The organism is Amycolatopsis sp. VS8301801F10, assembly GCF_046195355.1.
GTDB lineage: Bacteria > Actinomycetota > Actinomycetes > Mycobacteriales > Pseudonocardiaceae > Amycolatopsis.
Genome location: NZ_CP176065.1, coordinates 4,410,776 through 4,428,314 on the forward strand (window position 1 = coordinate 4,410,776; position 17,539 = coordinate 4,428,314).

Genomic DNA, 17,539 nt, shown 5'->3' on the forward strand with positions numbered 1-17,539 from the left:
GGCGTCGAAGACGACGGCACTCCGGAATGCCTTCTGTTTGAAGCAATTCCCTCGCTTTGGGGGAGTGACGCCGCAATCTGGGATGTCGACGACGTTAGCGCCGGGCGGCGTCCGTCGCGATCACCTCAGCGACCCGTCATATCCAAGATGCGTACAGCCCGCGGTCCCTCAGACGGCCAGGAGCACGATCGCGACTCCGGCGCCGGCGAGTCCTGCCACTTGCGACGCCCGGAGTTTCTCCTTGAGCAGCAGAATTCCCAGTACCACCGGGATGGCGGGGTAGAGCGACGAAAGCACAACGGCGACCGCGAGAAGTTGCTGGCGTGTCGCCAAGGTGTAGAGCACGATCGCCGCGGCGGCGGCGATTCCCGTCACGGCGGCGGGCAGCAGCAGCCGCGGCCGAATCCGGAATCGATCCGGCGTCGCGAGCGCGGCGGGGAAGAGAGTGAGCGCGGAAAGCAGCCTGCTGATCGCGATCGGCCACATCCCGGCAGACGGGTCGACCTGACCGAGCGCGATGTTCTGCAGAGCGAATCCGATTCCGGCGAGGAGCCCGTCGAGTGCTCCGTTCGCGGATCCGTTGCCCTTGTCGCCGCCTTCCCGGGCGATGAGCCACAATGCCGGCAGCGCGACGACGATGCCGGCCCACGCGGGCAGCGACGGACGATTGCCCAGAAGCGCCACCCCCGCGAGCACGGGAAGAGCGACGCCGCCGACGTCGCTGAGCGGCACCACCACGCTCATTCGTCCCCGGCCCATGCCGCGATACAGGAACAGCACCCCGATTCCGGTACCGATTCCGGAGAGCGCACCCCACAGCAAGCTCGGCGCGTTAACGTGCGGCGCGGCGACCAGCAACGACGCTGTGACCGTCGCGAGGAGCCCGCTGACCTGGCCGATGAAGCCGATCAATTCGGCACGAGAACGCCGCGACAGCAGACCGCCGGAGAAATCGGCGAGGCCGAAACACAAAGCTGACAGCAGCGCTAAGACCTCACCCACGCGCGCGCATCCGGTCTTCAGGCGCGAACGCCACCAGCGCGCCGGTCGGAGTGCGGCTGCGTCGACAGACGGTCATGATTCCTGCATAGTGCTCGCTCGGCCGTCCCGCAACCGATCGCACACGACCACGAAGGCGATCAGCGCAAAAGCTCGCCCGCACGCCGAAGAGTGTCCGAAGGAGCTTCGTCGAACCGGTCGCGGTAGGTCGCCGCGAAACGTCCGAAATGGAAGAAGCCGTGCCGTCGCGCCACTTCGGAAACGGTGACGGCGTCGGGGACGCTGACCTCGAGATCCTGCCGTGCTCGGCGCAATCGGACGTCTCTCAGATAGTTGTGCGGGGTTATGTCGAGGTAGCGGCGGAAACCTCGTTCGAGGACACGCACGCTGACGCCCACCGCGTGCGCCAGGCTGGCGACCGAGTGCTGACGGTCAGGGCGGCTCTCGATCAGACGGGTGGCTTCCCGGACCGCCCGTGACGGCACCAGGTCCACGCTCTCTCGGAGTACGTCCCAGTAATTGTGCCGATGCGATACGAGAAATGTCGTCATGATCGCATCCTCCACCGAATCCGCTGCCGCGCGGTGTTCGAGCGCGCTGTTTCGGCTGTCGAGTGACTTCACGAAGAGTCTTACTCCGTCGTGCCAGCCGCTCAGCGGCTGGCTTGCGGTGTCGAGCGGGCCCTCGAAAGCCAGCGGTTGCGGAAGGGCTTGCCGAAGCAGGCTGCCGAGACGTCGTTCCAGGCTCGATCGATCGATGCCGACGATCAGCTGCGCACAATCGCGCGACCAGCTGATTTCGGTGCCGGAGCCCGGATTGCTCACCCAGCCCCGCTGCTCGCTGACCAGCGTCCGCGCGCGGGTCGCCTCGAATGTCGAGCGCCCCGAGCAGGAAAGCCACACCAGGAAGAGGTTCTCCGAGTTCGTGAGACGCATCCGAAAGGGCTCCGCGCTGCTGACATAGGAAATCGTAAGGTTTCCCGTTGTGTGTGAGTGAATTCGAATTCCGGGTGCCGGCGCTTCAGGGCGAGAACAGAACTCGACGGCGCCGCAGATGCCGGACATGCACGTCCGGGCCTCGTCGAAATCTCCCGAGTCGATCAGTACGAAGTTGCCTAGCGGCCTGCGCACGCCGATTCCCCCTTACACTCGTGCTCCCTGGGCTCGCAGCCTTGCTGACCCCGCTCGTTCTGCAAGTGCTGGGCGGTGGCCGTCGCGACGTGACGGCGCTTCGTGTTCTGGTATAGCAACGACACCTGATCGAGACAACGCCTGAGGGGAACACCCCTCCAAAAGCCCTGTCCGTGCCACGTCAGGTGATCGCGCCTATCCAGTTTCCGCGGTTCTAAACACGCCAATTCGGGTCTGTTTCTCGCGTTGCTGCTTGCCGGGAGATTCGTCTGGCTGGCCTTCGTCTCAGGTTGCCGCGCCAATAGCGTTGTGTCCCCATGTGCCAGTTGGCAGCATTCCGGTTGCGTCTGCGGGGCCGTACGCGCCGGGTCGCATTGGCGGAGGCAACCATGGCTGTGGTGAAGTACCTGACCGTGACGCCACTGGGCGTGATCGCTGAGTGTGCCACGGACAGCGACGACGCCGACGTGTTGTCGCGTGCTCTGCAGCGCGAGGTCGCCGGATGCGTCGACGAGTTCCAGCTGTCGCCGGGCCTTGTGATGGTGCACCGGGAGTGGGAGGGGAAACCTGAGCCGGACCAGTACAACGCCTACGCCACGTCGGCGGCGATGGAGCTTGCCCGATTGCGGCAGGTGCTCTACGTCTTCGCGGGCACGGTCCTTTTCATCGGCCGCGATCGAGCGGAGTGGACGTCGATTGCCGACGCTGACGCGTCTCGTGTCCGAGAGCTGGTCGCAGCGGTCACCCCGGCCGCGAAGGAACGCGTGGTCGCCCGTGCCCGTGCGAACAAGCTGGAAGTGACCGGCCAGGAGTGACGGCTGGAATGCCGTTTCGAGCTGCTCGGCCGCGCTGAGGGGCCGCATTCCGGGCGGTACCCGATCCAGCTCTGGAGTGTCACCGAGGCACCACGCCACGCCAACGCCGTCCTACTCAGCCCGGACGGGCACACGCTCGCCACTGCCGGAGCCGACGGCTTCGTCCGGCTTTGGCACCTGACCGACGGATTGATCGCCGAGCCGGCCGAGACGTTGCCCGGCTACGGCTGAATGGTCCGTCAAATCGCCGTCGACACCACGGGCTGGCTGTTGGCCAGCGCCGGCAACGACAACGCCGCGCGCGCGTGGGACTTCGCCGCCTCAGAGGAGAAGCACGGACTCGCGGCCTTGCCGGGCGGCCCGCCGACAGACGTCTCGCTGTCAAGGAAGCCTGTCGGCGGGCTGAAGTCTTCTCGCGGACTCGGGCGGTCCGGGTGGTGGCCGAGCGCGTAGTCAGCGGCGGATGTGCCTGGCGGCGAGGACGATGACGGTCACGAAGCTCACGACCCCGACGACGAGGTCGATTCGCAGGCCGGTTGAGGAGCCGGCGGTGCTCAGAACTGCGCCTAGCACCGCGACTCCGACGGCGAGGCCCATCTGGCGGAAGGTGTTGAGCACTCCCGAGGCCAGCCCGGCGAACTGATTGTCCACTTCGGCCAGTGCGGCGCCGTTGATGCTGGGTGCGAGGATCCCGGCGCCCAGGCCGGTGAAGGCGAAGCCGATCGTCAGCGCGGGCCACGTCGAGGGGGTCGAAGCGGCAAGGCAGGCAAGGGCGCCCAGGGTTGCTACGCAGGATCCGTTGATGAGCAGCCAGCGCATGCCGCGTGCCTTCCACAGCCGGTTGAGGAACGAGGTTCCGATGGTCAGCAGGATCGCGAAGGGCAGCAGGAGAAACCCCGCCTGCAGCGGCGAGTATCCCCATGCCTCTTCGACGAAAATGGCGACGATGAATTGCAGTCCGAAAGTGCCGAACTGGAAGGCGAATCCGGACACCGCCGCGGCCGTGAAAGCGTGCCTGCGAAACATTTCGAACGGCAGCATCGGGGACGCGGCTTTGTTCTCGACGTAGACGAACAAGGCGAGCGCGAGAACCCCCGCCGCGCCGAGCGCGAGGGTGACCGGGTCTCCCCAGCCCAGGGCGCCGCCTTCGATCAGCGCGGCGACGGCGAGGCCGAGGCCCGCGATCGCGCACGCCTGGCCAGGCAAGTCGTACGAGGCCGCGTGGCGGCGTTCGGTTTCCTTGGCGTACCGGAAGGAAAGCCACAGCGCGAGGAGACCGACCGGCAGGTTGACCAGGAAGATCGCGCGCCATCCCAGCGATTGGGTCAGCCAGCCGCCTCCGATCGGCCCGAGGACGAGCGCGATGCCGCCGGTCGCTCCCCACGCGGTGATCGCCTTGGCGCGTTCGGCCAGGTCGGGGTAGCTGCGAGCGATGATCGCCAGTGTCGTCGGCAGCACGCCGGCCGCGCTGATGCCTTGCAGTGCCCGGCAGGCGATCAACATGGCGACGTTCACGCTGAGGGCGCACGCGAGCGACATCAGCACGAATCCGGTCAGTGCCACCATGAACACGCGGCGGGACCCCGCGCGGTCGGCGAGCACTCCCGACGACAGCAGCAGGCAAGCCAGCGGGATCGTGTAGATGTTCACCAGCCACTGAAGCGTGGCCAGCGATCCGTGGATGTCGTGCTGAATGGACGGCAGCGCGATGTTCAGGGCACTGCCGTCCAGCAGCACCATGAAGTAGCCCAGGCACACCGAAAACAGCGCGAACGCGGCTCCTCGCGCGTGCTTCGGCGGCGCGGCGGCTCGTGCCTGCTCGACCGTTCCCATTCCGGTCCCTTCTCGTGAGCGGCGGGCATCATGCGTCGGCAGAGTACTGTACTTGGAAGTACAATGTACTTCAAGGTACACTGTATCTGTAAGTACAAAAGTGATACTGTGCGGTCATGGACGCGAAGACCGGCCCGGGCGCCGACGCCGCGAACGGCAAGCGGCGGAACAAGGGGGAGTTGCTGGTCCAAAGCATGCAGGAGCTGCTCTGGGAGCGCGGCTACGCGGGTGCTACCCCGGCTGAGGTGCAACGGCGCGCGGGGGCGGGGCAGGGAAGCATGTACCACTTTTTCCGGGGCAAAGCCGAGTTGGCGCGCGCTGCCGAGCTCGTCATGGGCGAGGATCTCAAACGCGAGGTGGAGCAGCGTTTCGCCGGGCGGCGGCGGTTGCTCGGGCGGATCGAGGCATACCTGGCTCCCGATGGGGTCGTGACGCGCGGCTGCCGGCTCGGCAGGCTGGTCCAGGAGGAAGAAGTCGCCGGCAATCCGGAGCTGATGGCCCCGATCGCCGAAACGTACGGCTGGATTCAAGAGCGGCTGGAAGAGGTGCTCGCCGAAGGTGTCGAACAGGGCGAACTGCGCCCGGACGTCGACGTCCGGGCGCTCGCGGTGACGATTCTGGCCATTCGCCAGGGCGCGTATACCCTGGCGCGTCTGGCGGACAGCGACGAACCGTTTCGGCAATCCGCCAAAGCTGTTTCTCAGCTGCTGGAAACGGCTCGCCCGGAAAGCTAGTATGCGCCGCGAATATCCGGGAAAAATGTGGCCTGACCGTGGTGGGCGAGCAGGTCGCCGAAGCGTATTGGGTGCCCCAGGCGCTAGCCGAGGGGAAGGATGCCGTCAGGCTGGATGTCACCACCGGCGGAGCTGTTGCGAGTGAAGTTCCGATACTCCGCCGATCCACCGCGACAGCAACCCCTTCGGCCCGGTCCTCGCTGGGCTGGAGAACACGGCGAGCCGAATTGGCAACAGCCTGGTTTCGCTCGGCAACGCGATGGCACACCACCCGCTGGATTCCCTGGCCCTCTTCGGCGGCGTCCAACTCGCGGAACTCGGACTCGCCGGTGAGGTTCCCAGCGCTATGGCGACCGTCGCCTCGTGGGGGCCGCCAACACGTCACCCACGCGACCGGCGACGGTAGTCGTGGGACCCGGCCGCGCCGGTGCTTTCCGGCCACGCCAGCTTGCGGAGAGTGACGGGGGTGCACCGGCTCGGTAGGGTGTCCGGGTCCGTATACAGATCGGGGGAGGGGCTGTGCCGGGTCAGGGGAGGGCGAAATGTTGAGGTCCGCGCCGCGGCGTTTTGTCGATCGGGAAGCGGAGCGCGACGAGCTGATCGAGCAGGTTTCTCTCGCGCGTGCTCAGCGCGAGCAGGGGGTTTTCGTTCTTCAAGGCATGGGCGGGGTGGGCAAGACCGCGCTGATGCTGTGGTGTGTGCGCGAGCTGGCGCCGTCGTTCGACCTGGTGCTGGAGGTCTCGATGGGCGCGTCCGCTGAAGCGAAAACAGTCGAGGAGATCCTCGACGTGTTCCTGGTGCAGCTCGAGCCGAGGGTGACGCCGCCGACGCTCGACGGCAAGCTCGCGGTCTACCGGGCCGAGACCGCGCGGCGGGACGTGCTGGTCGTGCTCGACGACGTCGATTCGGCGGAATCCGTCGAGCAGCTCATTCCCGCCTCGCCCGCCGGGGTCGTGCTCGCCACGAGCCGGCAGCGGCTGGAGGCCTTCGAGTTCGCCGGGTTCGCGACCATGCGGCTGGACGTGCTGTCCGAGCCGTACGGGATCGAATTGCTCAGCCAGGGGCTGGACCCGGCGGTGGCCGCCGAAGAAGAGCGGGCTTTGGCGGACATCGCCAAATTGGCCGGGTATCTGCCGTTGGCATTGACGATCGCCGGGGCGCAACTGCGGGCGCGGCGGCATGAGCGGCCCTCCGCGCTGCTGGCCCGGCTCGAATCGGCTCAGGATTTCCTCGCCGAATTCCAGGTGGACCGCGACCGGAAGCTGGAATTCGTCTACGAGGCGTCGTATCAGGCGCTGCAGCCGCGGGAACAGATGCTGTACCGCAGGCTGGGCCTGTTCCCCGGCAGGCAGTTTCCCGTCTGGGCGGCGTCGCTGCTGCTCGGGGAGGGAACGCCGGCCCAGGACGCCTTGCTGGCGTTGTCTCGCGCCACCCTCGTCGGCGAACTCGCCGACGGCCGGTACGAAATGCACTCGATCATCCACCGGCACGCTCAGCGTCACGCGGACGAAGCGGAGCATCCGGCGGACATCCGGAACCTCCGCCGGGCTCTGGGCGAGGCGTATCTGGACTTCGCCTCCGCGCGGGAGCTGGTGCTGTCCAGCCGTCTCCATTTCGGGTCCCGGTTCGACGGCCGGCTCGCTCCGGCGTATGCGGGGGAGGACGGCTACCGGCGGGCGGTCGGCGACCTCGAGACCGAGATGCCGAACCTGCGCCGGATCGTTTCGATGGCCGCGGAAGAGGGCTTCTCCGACCTGACCTGGGAACTGGCCGAGGCCGTGGCGAATTTCCTCTTCCAGCGCGGCCGGTACGCGGACGCGATCGCGGTGCATCTTCTCGGCTTGGCGGCCGCGCGGCAGGTGTGCCAGGAGACGGGCGACGTTCGTCCCCTGGTCGTGCTGCACACGGAATTGGGCAAGGCCTACTACTCGGTCCACGAGCACGCCCTGGCGGCCGAGCAGTTCGCGTTCGCGGCGGAGCGGACCGATCGGATCGCGGAGGCGGCGGTCGCGGTCCCGGTACTGGCGAAGACCTTGGTGTGGCAGGGATTGGTGCACAGCAGGCTCGGCCGGTACGGGACCGCCGTCGAGTGCTTGGAGCGATCCGCCCAGCTGGTCGCGGATCCGGCTTTCCCCGCCGGGCTGCGGCTGCGCGAAGAGCGACTGCTCGACATGAACGGCGCGCCGATTCTCGCCAAGGCCGGTCGCGTCGCGGAGGGGATCGAGGCGGCCGAGCGCGCGGCAGCGCATTTCGGAGCTGACACCGATCAGGCCAATCACGCCAAGTCCGTGGCGAATCTGGGCGAAGTGCTGTCCGGAGTGGACGACGCGCGAGCGGAGGAGCACCTGCGGTCTGCGCTGGCGTGGGAGAAGGAACTCGGCATCGTCGACTTCGAGGCCTACACCGGAGAGGTGCTGGGAAAGCTGCTCAAGCGAACCGGACGCACGGAGGAAGGCAACGTGGTGCTGGCCCGTGCCGCGGAACTGTACGAGTTGCTGGCAGACCAGCGCGCTGAGGCCTTACGCGCCGACCTGCGGGACTGAGGCGAAGCGGCCGCGCAGCGCTTTGCCGCCGCAGGAGACGGTCGTTTCGCGGGGCAGGGCATCTCGAAGCAGGTGCTCGAACAATACGGCTGCGGCGATTTCGGGGTCTTCGAAGGCTGATTCGAGGAATTGGCCGGAGGCGGTGAGAAGCAGGCTGCCCTTGGCGGTGGCGCCGGCGGCGACAGTCGCTTGCGGATGGCGGCGAAGAACGTCGGTCAGAGCGCGCTGGTCGCCGACCGAGGAGAGCACGATCGAGGCGCGGCGGCGCAAAGCGTCGTCCGGGTGGTGTTCGTGCGCGGTGAGGACAGCGTCGGCGAAGGCAGCCGAACCGGAGCGGTCGAGACTCACGTCAGCGGGGTATCGGCGGAGCCGGAAACGACCGGGTTCGCACGGCTGGCACAAGACGAAGTTCGCGTGCTCGGCGGGCGGCGGGGGACTGGCGACGGCCTCGGCCGGGAGAGCGGGAACGACGGGTCCGCCGGCTGGTTCGGGCAGCTGGAGCAGGTCGTAGAACAGCCGGCGCAGCCGGGCGGCCGATTCGCCGGGGCAGGAGGTGACCAGGGCCGCGACGTCGTCGAGACTGCCGTGCCGGTAGTTCTGGTGTGCGCGTTCGATCTGCACGTCCAAGGGTTCGTGCCGGTTCAGCCGCGCGGCGGACCGGCCGAGGAGCTCGCCGACCGATCCCGGCGCCACGTCGTCGTCCGGGAACGTCGCCAGGAGAACCGGGAGATCGAGACACGCCCCGTAGACAGTCGTGGCGCCGTGGTCGCCCACGATCACGTCCGAAGCCAGGAGGACTGCCTGCCAGCCTTCCGCCGGAGGCGGCAGCAGCAGCCCGGCGCGGAGGCAGTCGGCGAGCCAGGTGTGCAGCTGCCAGGGGCCGTGCCCGTGCCAGATGTTCGGATGCAGCAGCCCCGCGACGCGGTAACGGTCTCGGTCCAGGTTCCCGAGCATCTCCCGGAACAGCGAGGGCCAGCTGCCCATCAGCGAGTTGCGCCACCACGTCGAGGTGACAGTGACCAGTCTCTGGTCCGGCGCGATGCCGAGCGCTTCGCGGTAGCGGCCGCGGAGATGCCTGCTGGCCAGCATTCGGTCGTAGGCGGGATCCCCTGCCACGACAGCAGTGTCCGCCGCGGCAGGGGTGAGCCGGCGCAGTCTTTCCAGCTCGGCGTCGTGCGCGAGAATCTGCGCCGTGGCGATCGGCTGCCCGTTGTACAGCAGCCATTCCGGAGACAGGCCGAAAACGGTACGGTTTCCGGTTTCCGGTTTCCGGTTTCCGGTTTCCGGTTTCCGGTTTCCGGTTTCCGGTTTCCGGGAGAATTCTTAGTGTATCCCGCGCCGTGCGGCAGGACAATCAGCGGATCGGTGATTTCGGTGAGCCCGCCGTGGTTGGCGGCCAGCACGAGGTCGAATTCGGTCTCGATCGCCTGTGCCCACGGGATGACGGCGGCGCCGAGGCGGTCGAGGTGGGACTGCAGTCCGTGCCGGAAGGGGTCCGAACCGTTCCAGGCGAACACGGTCTGGATCCGGGTGTCCGAGCCGAACACCGGCAGGACGTCGAGCAGCCGCAGCAGCGACGTGACGTGGTGGACCACGACCAGGACGCGCCGTTCGGCCTGCACCGTCGTCCAATGCGGCGCCTGGCGCCCGATCGGCACTTTGACCGGCGGCACGGTGGACACGGGGCTCCTCGGGGTGGGGGCGGCGGCGTTGAGCCACCGTAACCGATCGTCCGGGTTGGGAAGCGCGAGCCACGGCGCGTGGCGGTCGAGGAAGGCGCGCACGGCAGCCGGATGGTCATAGTCACGCAATGCGACTTGGCGAGCTCGGTTGCGCATGGCGGCGCGCTGGTCGGAACCGAGGGACAGCGCGCGATGCAGGGCAGTGGCCAACGCCCGCGGTGACGCTGTGTCACTGCGGAAGCCGGTGCTGCCGTCGATGATCTGCCCGGCGAGGCCGTGCTGTGTCGTGGTGATCACAGGTGCGGCTCCCGCGGCGAAGGACTCCATGGGGATCCGTCCGAAAGGTTCCGCGCGCGAGGGGACCACGACGGCCATGAGGTTTCGGTGTCCCAAGAGTCGGGCCACTCGCGGAGTGAAGCGAGTCGGCAAGCTGACCGGGGCGCCGAGGCGCTCGGCTCGGCGCCGCAGCTTTCTCTGATACGGCGTCGGTTCGGGTTGTTCGCTGGTGGCGGCGAGGACGAGCCGGGGCAGCGCGACGTCGGCGCGCCGCAGGATTTCCCAAGCGTCGAGAAGGTCTTCGAATCCTTTGTACGGTTCGGCCCGGCCCATCGCGAGTACGAACGGCGGGAGATCGGCAGCCCTCGCCGGCTGGAGCCTTGCCCAGTCGTCGGGCACGAGTCCGTCGCGCAGGGTCGCGAGCGATTCGTCCGGGACGTGGTAGTCGTTTCGCAGGTGCTCAGCCAAAAACGGGGAGATCGTCGCTATTCGTGCCCCGCCGGCCGCGGCGGCGAGCAACCCGTCCCGTTCCCACCGGACCCGTTCGATGTCGTGCGGTGCGTGGATTTTCGCGCTCGAACGGGGCACCAGCACCAGGCTTGGCAGAAGGTCGCGCGGCAGCGCGGCGCCGAGCCCGAGGAACGGTGCGTCGAACGCGAGGATGAGCAAAGGGCCGGCTGTCTTGCGGAGCTCGCGCAGCCGGTCGGCTGTGCTGCCGACGAGCGCGCGGAAGTTGTCGAGAGTGCCCCAGCGGTCCTGCCCGGCGGTGCCGTTGTCGACGGGCAGGATTGCGGCTCGTCGCAGCAGTTTCCGCGCGCGGCGGTACCAGCGAGGATGGTGTTCTGGACTGCCGGGAGCCAGCCGGAGAGGGAGCACGACGAGCCGCACGTCCGACGGAAGCACGGTGGCGAGAGTGCTGAGAAAGCCGTAGTTCGCGTAGCCGGCGCCGGTGCCGCAGCCGTAGTAGCCGTCGTGCACTGCGACGACCACTGTCGGGGTGGTCATTTCTCGAGATAGCCGGGCAGAACCGCGTCTTTGACGACTGCGCGGGAGAGGGTTTCGCGAGTGAGCCCCGTCGTCGTGGTCAGGTCGACGCCGCTGAGATCGGTGTCGGTGAGGTCGGCGCCGGCGAGGGCGGCTCGGTCGAGCTTCGCGCCGGAGAACCGGGCGCGGCGAAGAGCCGCGCCGCGGAAGTCGGCACCCGAGAGATCGGCGTTTCGGAAATCCGCCTCGGCGAAGTTTCCGGCACGGGCGTCGGCGTCGCGCAGATTCGCGTGCCGGAAGTCGGCTCGGTCCAGAGCAGCGTGGCTCAAGAGCGCTGACGGCAGAGCGGCGTCCTTGAGGACGAGCCCGGACGAGGTCGCCTCGCGAAGATCGGCTCCGGTCAGGTCGGCCTCCGACAGGACGGCTGTCCGGCCGAACCGTGCTCCGCGCAGGGAAGCGCCGCGAAAGTCCGTGCCGGGCAGGCGCACGCCGGTCAGGTCAAGAGGATCCGGTTCCGCCCGCGGGGCCCGCTCGCGCAAGGCGTCTACCGCGGCGGTCACATCGGGTGCGGGCCGGGAAAGATCAGCGTCGTCGCCGACGCGCTGCCGCAGCAGGTCGCACACCGATCGCAGGACGAGCGGCCGGTCTTGCTCCGAGCGGATCATCAGCCGGAAAAGGGTGCGCACCGCGTTGGCGCGGATCAGCGGGTCTTCGGACGCCAGCCGGGTCCAAGCGGCGTCGAACTGGCTGGTGAGATGTTTGTCTTCTTCCAGCCGCTGCTTGTCCCGATCCTGGAAATACCGCCGCACGCCGAGGCCGGCCGTCACGATCCCCGCGGCGACGCTCAACCCCGTCAGCAGACTGGATCTGGCGTTGCCGACCGCGGTCAGCCACTCTTGCCGGGTCAGGCCTTCCGCCGGCCCGACCGCCCATTCGGGCACCGGCACGCCGAAGAACCACACCACCGCGCCGAGCACCAGGACAGTAGCCGCCGCCGCGCCTGCCCCGCGCCATTTCTGAAGCCGCATGCGCCCATTTCACTACACTCGCCGAAGGCCAGCGGCGGCGGAGCGCGATCGCCCCTGCTAGCGAGTGGTCAGGCGGGTTCGTGAGCGAAAGGCGCCGAGCGTGTCTGCGCAGGCCAAGTCCCGGAAAACTCCGCCGCACTGCTGGGAGTCTTCGACGAGTCGCGAAACCGCCAGCGGCTGCTTGAACCTGGTAAGCCCTTGTCGGCGCCCGACGAAATTCCGGGCAGACTGGCGGGCGTCGGCGCGCGATATGGGTTGCCGTGCCGCATGATCGCCGCGGGTGCTGGTCCGCTAGCCAGCACCCGACGAGAACCTTCCGCTGCTCTCCCTCTTCCGGACAGGACCACCGCGACCGCCTTCGCCGAAGGCTCACGGGCGTCTGAGGAATTCGCGAACCGCATCTCGAAGATCGCGCCTCGGTCGCTCAACGGACTTCGCCTCGCCGGGGTGCGGAGCGCGTCGACTGTCTGTTGTGGACTGTGAGCAGGTTGCCGAGTGGCTTTCCTGGGGGCCGACTGCCGTGCGGTGGGAGCGCTGACGCGCGTCCGACGGGTTGACGAGTTCGACCAAGCTGATATTGTCCTACAACATGGTAGGACAATACATGCAGACGAAGTCCGCTGGCCAGGCCGCTTCGCGCCGAGACGAGGTCGTGTCGTGACCGCGCCGCTCGACCTCGACCCGGGGACGACGGCGCTCGTTCTCGTCGACCTCCAGGCGGGGGTGCTCGGGATGCCGCTCGCGCCGCTGTCAGGGGATGAAGTAGCGGCGGCCGCCCGCGAGCTGGCGGCGCGGGCGCGGCTGGCGGGAGTGCCCGTCGTGCTTGTGACCGTGGCGTTTCCCGGTTCCGGCGGTCCGGCGGTGGACGCGCCAGGGCCGCCGATGCCCGAGGTGCAGCCCCCGGGTTGGGATCAGATCGTCGAAGGGGTCGCGGAAGAGGGCGACCTCCGTGTCGTCAAAGCGGGGTGGGGCGCGTTCTCGTCCACCGGTCTCGAGGCGCTGCTGCGGGAGCGCGGGATCGAGACGATCGTGCTCGCCGGGGTGGCCACCAACTTCGGGGTCGAGGGAACGGCCCGCGAAGCGGCGGCCCGCGGGTTCGGGGTCGTGGTGGTGTCCGATGCCACGTCCAGTGTTTCCGCCGCCCACCACGACTTCTCGCTGACACAGATCCTGCCGGGCATCAGCCGGGTGCGCACCGCCGCCGAGGTGGTTCGCGGGCTCGGACGACCGCGGCGGGACCGGCCTGGCGCCGGGGGCCTCCCCGATCCTTTCCCGCGCCGGACCTCGTCTTGCCTGAAGCCGGCTTGAGCGCATCCCCCGTCGAAGGAGACCCCGTGCCAGAAGCCCCTTTTTCCGTGCCCAGGAACAATTCCGGGCCGCTCTTCGCCGATACCGGGCTCAAGCTCGGATTGTTCGGCATCAACGTCACCTCGGCGGGCGGGGTGACGGCGTTCCCGGACCGCCACGAGATCGGCTGGGAGCAGAACCTCCGGCTGGTCCGGCTGGCCGAGGACGCGGGTTTCGAAGCGGTGATCCCGTACTCGCGCTGGCGCGGGTTCGAGGGCCGCACCAATCCGTGGGGCAGCAGCTTCGAGCCCTACACCTGGGCTGCCGCATTGGCGGCGCGCACCAGCCGGATCACGGTCTTCACGACCTCGCACTGCCTCACCGTGCCGCCGGTCATGGCGGCTAAACAGATCGCCACGATCGACGCGGTGTCCCAAGGGCGCGTCGGATTGAACGTCGTCGCGGGCTGGTTCGAGAAGGAACTGCGCATGTTCGGCGTCGAGACGCTCGACCACGACGCCCGGTACGGCTACTCCGAGGAATGGCTCGACATCGTGCTGCGGCTCTGGGGCGAGCCCGAGGACTTCGACTACCACGGCCGGTGGCTGACCATGAACGGCGGCTACAGCAGCCCCAAGCCCGTCCAGGCGCCGCATCCGCCGCTGATGAACGCCGCGTTCTCGCCGCGCGGCCACCAGCTGGCGGCCCGTTACGCCGACATCGCCTTCGTCGCGACGACCGACCTGACGGCGACCGGGAAAAAGGTGCGGCAGATCCAGGAACTCGCCGCGGGGCACGGCCGCGAGCTGTCGGTGTGGGTCACTGGCTCGGTCGTCTGCGCGGACACCGACGGGGAGGCGCGCCGCCTCGCCGAGCGCTACGCCACTGTCGACGCCGACGAGGACGCGGTGCGCAACGCCCTCGACTGGACCATGGGCGGTGCGCATCTGGCGCCCGATCAGCGCGCCGAACTCAAGCGGTCGGTCGCGGCGACGATGGGCGGTTACCCGCTGATCGGCAGCTCCTCGACGATCGCCGCACAGCTCGCCGACCTCGCCGCGGCGGGCGTCGACGGGGTGGCCTTGACCTGGATGAACTACGAGACCGGTCTTCCGCGGTTCATCGCCGAGGTCCTGCCCGCACTCGAACTCGCGGGAGTCCGGCGACCGCTCGGCCCCAGCCTGGCCACCGCGTGAACCGGGCGCACGAGAACGCGGAAGGAACCGCCGGGACCCGGTTCGCCGGGAAGACCGCCGTGGTCGCCGGGGCCGCCGGGGACCTCGGGCGGCGACTGTGCCATGCCCTGCTCGACGAGAAGGCGACCGTCGTCGGGATCGATGTCGACGGGGCGGCAGGGGAGCGGCTGCGGACCGAGACCCGCTCGGCGGGGAAGCCCTTCTCGTTCGAGCGCGTGGACATCGCCGATCCCGGCGCGGTCACCGCCTTCGCCCGGACGCTCGACCGGGTCGATGTCCTGATCAACGCGGCCGGAATCATCCAGCAGGCGTCCATCGCCGATACAAGCGTCGAAGAATGGGACCGAGTGCTGGGGGTCAACCTCCGAGGCGCATTCCTGCTCACCAAGGCCCTGGCGCCGCTGCTCGGCGACGGCGCCGCAGTGGTCAACGTGTCGTCCTCGGTCGCGCTTCGCGGAGGTGCCGGGTGGTCGGCCTACAGCGTTTCCAAGGCCGGCTTGGTCGCCTTCACCAAGGTGGCGGCTGCCGAACTCGCCCCGCGCTGCCGGGTCAACGTGGTGTGCCCCGGCCCCTTGGACACGCAGATGCCCCACCAGCTCCTGCGGGACCATCCCGGCAAGGAGGCGGTGATGTCGGAGCTGGCGCGCAGTTCGATGCTGGGGCGGCTGGGCGAGGCGCAGGAGGTGGTTCCGCTGTGCCTGTTCCTGGCGAGCGACGACGCGAGCCTCGTCACCGGAGCCACGGTCGTGGCCGACGGCGGCATCACTGCCTGGTGAGGAGGACGCCTGATGACGCTTGCTTTCCCGCCTGGGGCCGTCGACGGGCCCAGGTTGCGCAAGACCGCGGCGGAGTTCGCGACCGGGGTCACGGTGATCACCACCGTCCTCGACGACACGCCGTACGGCTGCGTGGTCAACGCCGTGATGAGCGTGAGCCTGGACCCGCCGCTGATGATGGCCTGCCTGGGCCGTACCTCGTCGACCCGTCCCATGATCGCGGCGGCGGGGCTGTTCGCGATCAATGTCCTGCCGGACACCGCGGCGGCGCGCGAGATCTGCGCGACCTTCGCCGGGAAGCGCGACGACAAGTTCGCGGGCGTGGGCTACGGCGCCGGGCTCACCGGCGCGCCGCTGCTCGTCGACACGGTGGCCCGGTTCGAGTGCGTTACCGAGACCGCGCAGGATCTCGGGGACCACACGGCCTTCGTCGGCCGGGTGGTCGCCGCCGAACGCCGCGACGGGGATCCGCTGATCTTCCACCGGGGCAGATTCCTCGGACTTGCGGAGACGGGATGAACCGGTGCGCTCCCCGCCCGGTACCGCGGCGGCCGCGTTCGCGGTACCCGCGTTGCTCGTAGACCCGGGTGCGGCCTTCGGGTTTGCTGACCGACGCCGACCGGCCGGGACTTCCGCCGATGCGGCCAGGGGATGCCCCGGCGGACGGCGGCTCAGGTTCACGGCTGCCCGCGGGCGGACCACCCGCGTACTCGGGTTCGCCCGCGGGCCCCCGCCGGTCCGGCGGCCGCCATGGCGACGTCGACCGACGCTCGCGGACAGCTGGAAAGCCCGGCGCCGATCGACGGCCTCCCGCCGGTGCCGGATGTCGCCAAGACCAGGTCAGTGCCGCTGGAACCCGGCACGAGCCACGGCGCGCTTGCCTTGCCCGGCAAGGGTTCGCGGCTGCCGGAACGGCGCCGCGGTCAGCTTTGCCCTCCGGCTTTCGGGCCGTCCAAGGCGAGGAACCCGTCCCGGGTCTCGAACAGGTGCGCCCGCATGAGGCGGCCGGCCTCGTCGTCGTCCCCGCGCAGCACGGCAGTGCCGATCTCGTGGTGCCACCGGGCGGTGGCGGCGACCGAGAGCTGGGGTTCGGACAGGGTGCTGCGCACGATCCTGGTGGTCTGGAGGTGGTGGGCCAGCACGTGCAGCTGGCGGCCGAGCCGGTCCAGGATCGCGCTGTCGGCCAGCTCCAGCACGAGATGGTGGAACCGCTCGCTGACCCGCAGATGGGGAGCGAACTCCCCGCCGCGCAGGAATTCCTCGTTCTCCCGCAGCAGTTCCCGCAGTTCCCGCAGCTCCCGCTGATCGCAGTCCGCGGCGCGGCGGGCCGCCAGCGCGGCGGCCTGGCCCTCGATCGCCGCGCGCGCCTCGTAGAGGTCGACGATGTCCTTGGCCCGCAACCGGCGCACGAACGCGCCGCGATTGGCCTCGACGACCACCAGCCCCTCGCTCGCCAGCCGGCCGAGGGCTTCCCGCACCGGACCGCGGCTGACGCCCAGGTCGCTGGTCAGCTCGGCCTCGAAGAGCCGCTGGCCGCCGACGAACTCGCCTCGTTTGATCCGCTCCCGCAGCTCCGCGGCGACGCGGTCGACTACCGACAGGGGCGGCTCGGCCGCTGCACTCACCATGCGGGGATTATCCCCTGGTCAGGGGCGGTCGTCCAACAACCTTGTCATACGTGCGTGTCGTCTTCCGCGGCCCGCAGGACGCACTGCCCAGCACCAGAATAGAAAGGCAACCTTGCAAACTTAGGTTTGCAAGTCTAGTCTTCTCATTGTGACTGGCGAGAGTGATCTCCTGGCGACCGCCACCGCGGTGCGCAACGCGGTGAGCTTGGTCAAGCGCCGCACCCACGACAGCTCCTCCTCCGGGCTCAGCCTTCCCGAGGCGTCGGTGCTGTCGCGGCTGGACCGCAACGGCATGGACACCATCGCCGGGCTGGCCCGCTGGGAGCAGATCACGCCCCAGGCGATGGGGACGACGGTCGCCGCGCTGGAGGCCCGCGGGCTCGTGCGGCGCTCGCCGGACCCGGCCGACAAACGCAGGCAGCTGCTGTCGTTGACCGACGCCGGGACGCACCTCGTGCGCAGCGTCCGCGACGAGGTGACCGAGCGGTACGCGAAGCTGATGGACGAGCATTTCACCGCGGAAGAAGTCGCTGCCCTCCGCGAAGGCGCGGCCCTGCTCGAACGGCTCGCCCAGCTGCTCTGACCCGCCAGTCCTCGCACCCCTGAACTCGCCGGCCGCGGCGCCGGC

14 protein-coding genes are annotated in these 17,539 nt (G+C 68.9%); 8 read left to right on the top strand and 6 right to left on the bottom strand.

Annotated features, from left to right (window positions below; translation table 11 throughout):
- Positions 1 to 168: 168 nt before the first annotated feature.
- Together F9C11_RS20975 and F9C11_RS20980 are read right to left on the bottom strand one after the other, a co-directional pair.
- Entirely contained in the window at positions 169 to 1,002 is an 834-nt protein-coding gene (locus F9C11_RS20975; protein ID WP_409186566.1) for an EamA family transporter, read from the bottom strand.
- Between the two features lie 137 nt (positions 1,003 to 1,139).
- On the bottom strand, positions 1,140 to 2,063 hold the full coding sequence (locus F9C11_RS20980; RefSeq protein ID WP_409186948.1) for an AraC family transcriptional regulator: 924 nt from the start codon (positions 2,061 to 2,063) through the stop codon (positions 1,140 to 1,142).
- A 455-nt stretch (positions 2,064 to 2,518) separates the two neighbouring features.
- Here F9C11_RS20980 and F9C11_RS20985 point away from each other — a divergent pair, with 455 nt between their 5' ends.
- On the top strand, positions 2,519 to 2,944 hold the full coding sequence (locus F9C11_RS20985; protein WP_409186567.1) for a hypothetical protein: 426 nt from the start codon (positions 2,519 to 2,521) through the stop codon (positions 2,942 to 2,944).
- A gap of 453 nt (positions 2,945 to 3,397) precedes the next feature.
- Here the strand turns inward: F9C11_RS20985 and F9C11_RS20990 are convergent, their stop codons facing one another.
- Entirely contained in the window at positions 3,398 to 4,777 is a 1,380-nt protein-coding gene (locus F9C11_RS20990) for an MFS transporter (RefSeq protein WP_409186568.1), read from the bottom strand.
- Between the two features lie 116 nt (positions 4,778 to 4,893).
- Here F9C11_RS20990 and F9C11_RS20995 point away from each other — a divergent pair, with 116 nt between their 5' ends.
- Together F9C11_RS20995 and F9C11_RS21000 are read left to right on the top strand one after the other, a co-directional pair.
- Positions 4,894 to 5,511, top strand: a complete 618-nt coding sequence (locus tag F9C11_RS20995; protein ID WP_409186569.1) for a TetR/AcrR family transcriptional regulator — start codon at positions 4,894 to 4,896, stop codon at positions 5,509 to 5,511.
- 542 nt (positions 5,512 to 6,053) lie between these two features.
- Complete coding sequence (locus tag F9C11_RS21000) at positions 6,054 to 8,054, top strand: NB-ARC domain-containing protein (RefSeq protein ID WP_409186570.1); 2,001 nt, start codon at positions 6,054 to 6,056, stop codon at positions 8,052 to 8,054.
- A 983-nt stretch (positions 8,055 to 9,037) separates the two neighbouring features.
- On the opposite strand, the gene F9C11_RS21005 is transcribed toward F9C11_RS21000, so the two are convergent.
- Positions 9,038 to 11,017 (bottom strand): glycosyltransferase family 4 protein, encoded by a 1,980-nt coding sequence (locus tag F9C11_RS21005; protein WP_409186571.1) that lies wholly within the window; start codon positions 11,015 to 11,017, stop codon positions 9,038 to 9,040.
- On the bottom strand, positions 11,014 to 12,024 hold the full coding sequence (locus F9C11_RS21010) for a pentapeptide repeat-containing protein (RefSeq protein ID WP_409186572.1): 1,011 nt from the start codon (positions 12,022 to 12,024) through the stop codon (positions 11,014 to 11,016). Before F9C11_RS21010 ends, F9C11_RS21005 begins: the two co-directional genes overlap by 4 nt.
- Before the next feature lie 657 nt (positions 12,025 to 12,681).
- On the opposite strand from F9C11_RS21010, the gene F9C11_RS21015 reads away from it, so the two are divergent.
- The 4 genes from F9C11_RS21015 to F9C11_RS21030 are packed head-to-tail and all read left to right on the top strand — an operon-like array spanning position 12,682 to position 15,802.
- Positions 12,682 to 13,332, top strand: a complete 651-nt coding sequence (locus F9C11_RS21015) for an isochorismatase family protein (RefSeq protein WP_409186573.1) — start codon at positions 12,682 to 12,684, stop codon at positions 13,330 to 13,332.
- A gap of 26 nt (positions 13,333 to 13,358) precedes the next feature.
- Positions 13,359 to 14,507 (top strand): LLM class flavin-dependent oxidoreductase, encoded by a 1,149-nt coding sequence (locus F9C11_RS21020; RefSeq protein WP_409186574.1) that lies wholly within the window; start codon positions 13,359 to 13,361, stop codon positions 14,505 to 14,507.
- On the top strand, positions 14,504 to 15,283 hold the full coding sequence (locus F9C11_RS21025; RefSeq protein WP_409186575.1) for an SDR family NAD(P)-dependent oxidoreductase: 780 nt from the start codon (positions 14,504 to 14,506) through the stop codon (positions 15,281 to 15,283). The genes F9C11_RS21020 and F9C11_RS21025 overlap by 4 nt, the downstream gene beginning before the upstream one ends.
- Before the next feature lie 12 nt (positions 15,284 to 15,295).
- Positions 15,296 to 15,802 carry a flavin reductase family protein gene (locus F9C11_RS21030; protein ID WP_409186576.1) on the top strand — a complete coding sequence of 169 codons (507 nt, stop codon included), beginning with the start codon at positions 15,296 to 15,298 and terminating at the stop codon, positions 15,800 to 15,802.
- Positions 15,803 to 16,206: 404 nt separating this feature from the next.
- On the opposite strand, the gene F9C11_RS21035 is transcribed toward F9C11_RS21030, so the two are convergent.
- Positions 16,207 to 16,911 (bottom strand): GntR family transcriptional regulator, encoded by a 705-nt coding sequence (locus tag F9C11_RS21035; protein ID WP_409186577.1) that lies wholly within the window; start codon positions 16,909 to 16,911, stop codon positions 16,207 to 16,209.
- Positions 16,912 to 17,059: 148 nt separating this feature from the next.
- Between F9C11_RS21035 and F9C11_RS21040 the strand changes: the two genes are divergently transcribed.
- The gene (locus F9C11_RS21040) at positions 17,060 to 17,494 is read left to right on the top strand and encodes a MarR family winged helix-turn-helix transcriptional regulator (RefSeq protein WP_409186578.1); all 435 of its coding nucleotides are present in this window, start codon (positions 17,060 to 17,062) and stop codon (positions 17,492 to 17,494) included.
- Positions 17,495 to 17,539 lie beyond the last annotated feature (45 nt).

Coding starts and splice junctions, on each gene's coding strand:
- F9C11_RS20980 (WP_409186948.1), bottom strand. CDS start 2,063: ATGTCCGGCATCTGCGGCGCCGTCGAGTTCTGTTCTCGCCCTGAAGCG.
- F9C11_RS20985 (WP_409186567.1), top strand. CDS start 2,519: ATGGCTGTGGTGAAGTACCTGACCGTGACGCCACTGGGCGTGATCGCT.
- F9C11_RS20990 (WP_409186568.1), bottom strand. CDS start 4,777: ATGGGAACGGTCGAGCAGGCACGAGCCGCCGCGCCGCCGAAGCACGCG.
- F9C11_RS20995 (WP_409186569.1), top strand. CDS start 4,894: ATGGACGCGAAGACCGGCCCGGGCGCCGACGCCGCGAACGGCAAGCGG.
- F9C11_RS21000 (WP_409186570.1), top strand. CDS start 6,054: ATGTTGAGGTCCGCGCCGCGGCGTTTTGTCGATCGGGAAGCGGAGCGC.
- F9C11_RS21005 (WP_409186571.1), bottom strand. CDS start 11,017: ATGACCACCCCGACAGTGGTCGTCGCAGTGCACGACGGCTACTACGGC.
- F9C11_RS21010 (WP_409186572.1), bottom strand. CDS start 12,024: ATGCGGCTTCAGAAATGGCGCGGGGCAGGCGCGGCGGCGGCTACTGTC.
- F9C11_RS21030 (WP_409186576.1), top strand. CDS start 15,296: ATGACGCTTGCTTTCCCGCCTGGGGCCGTCGACGGGCCCAGGTTGCGC.
- F9C11_RS21035 (WP_409186577.1), bottom strand. CDS start 16,911: ATGGTGAGTGCAGCGGCCGAGCCGCCCCTGTCGGTAGTCGACCGCGTC.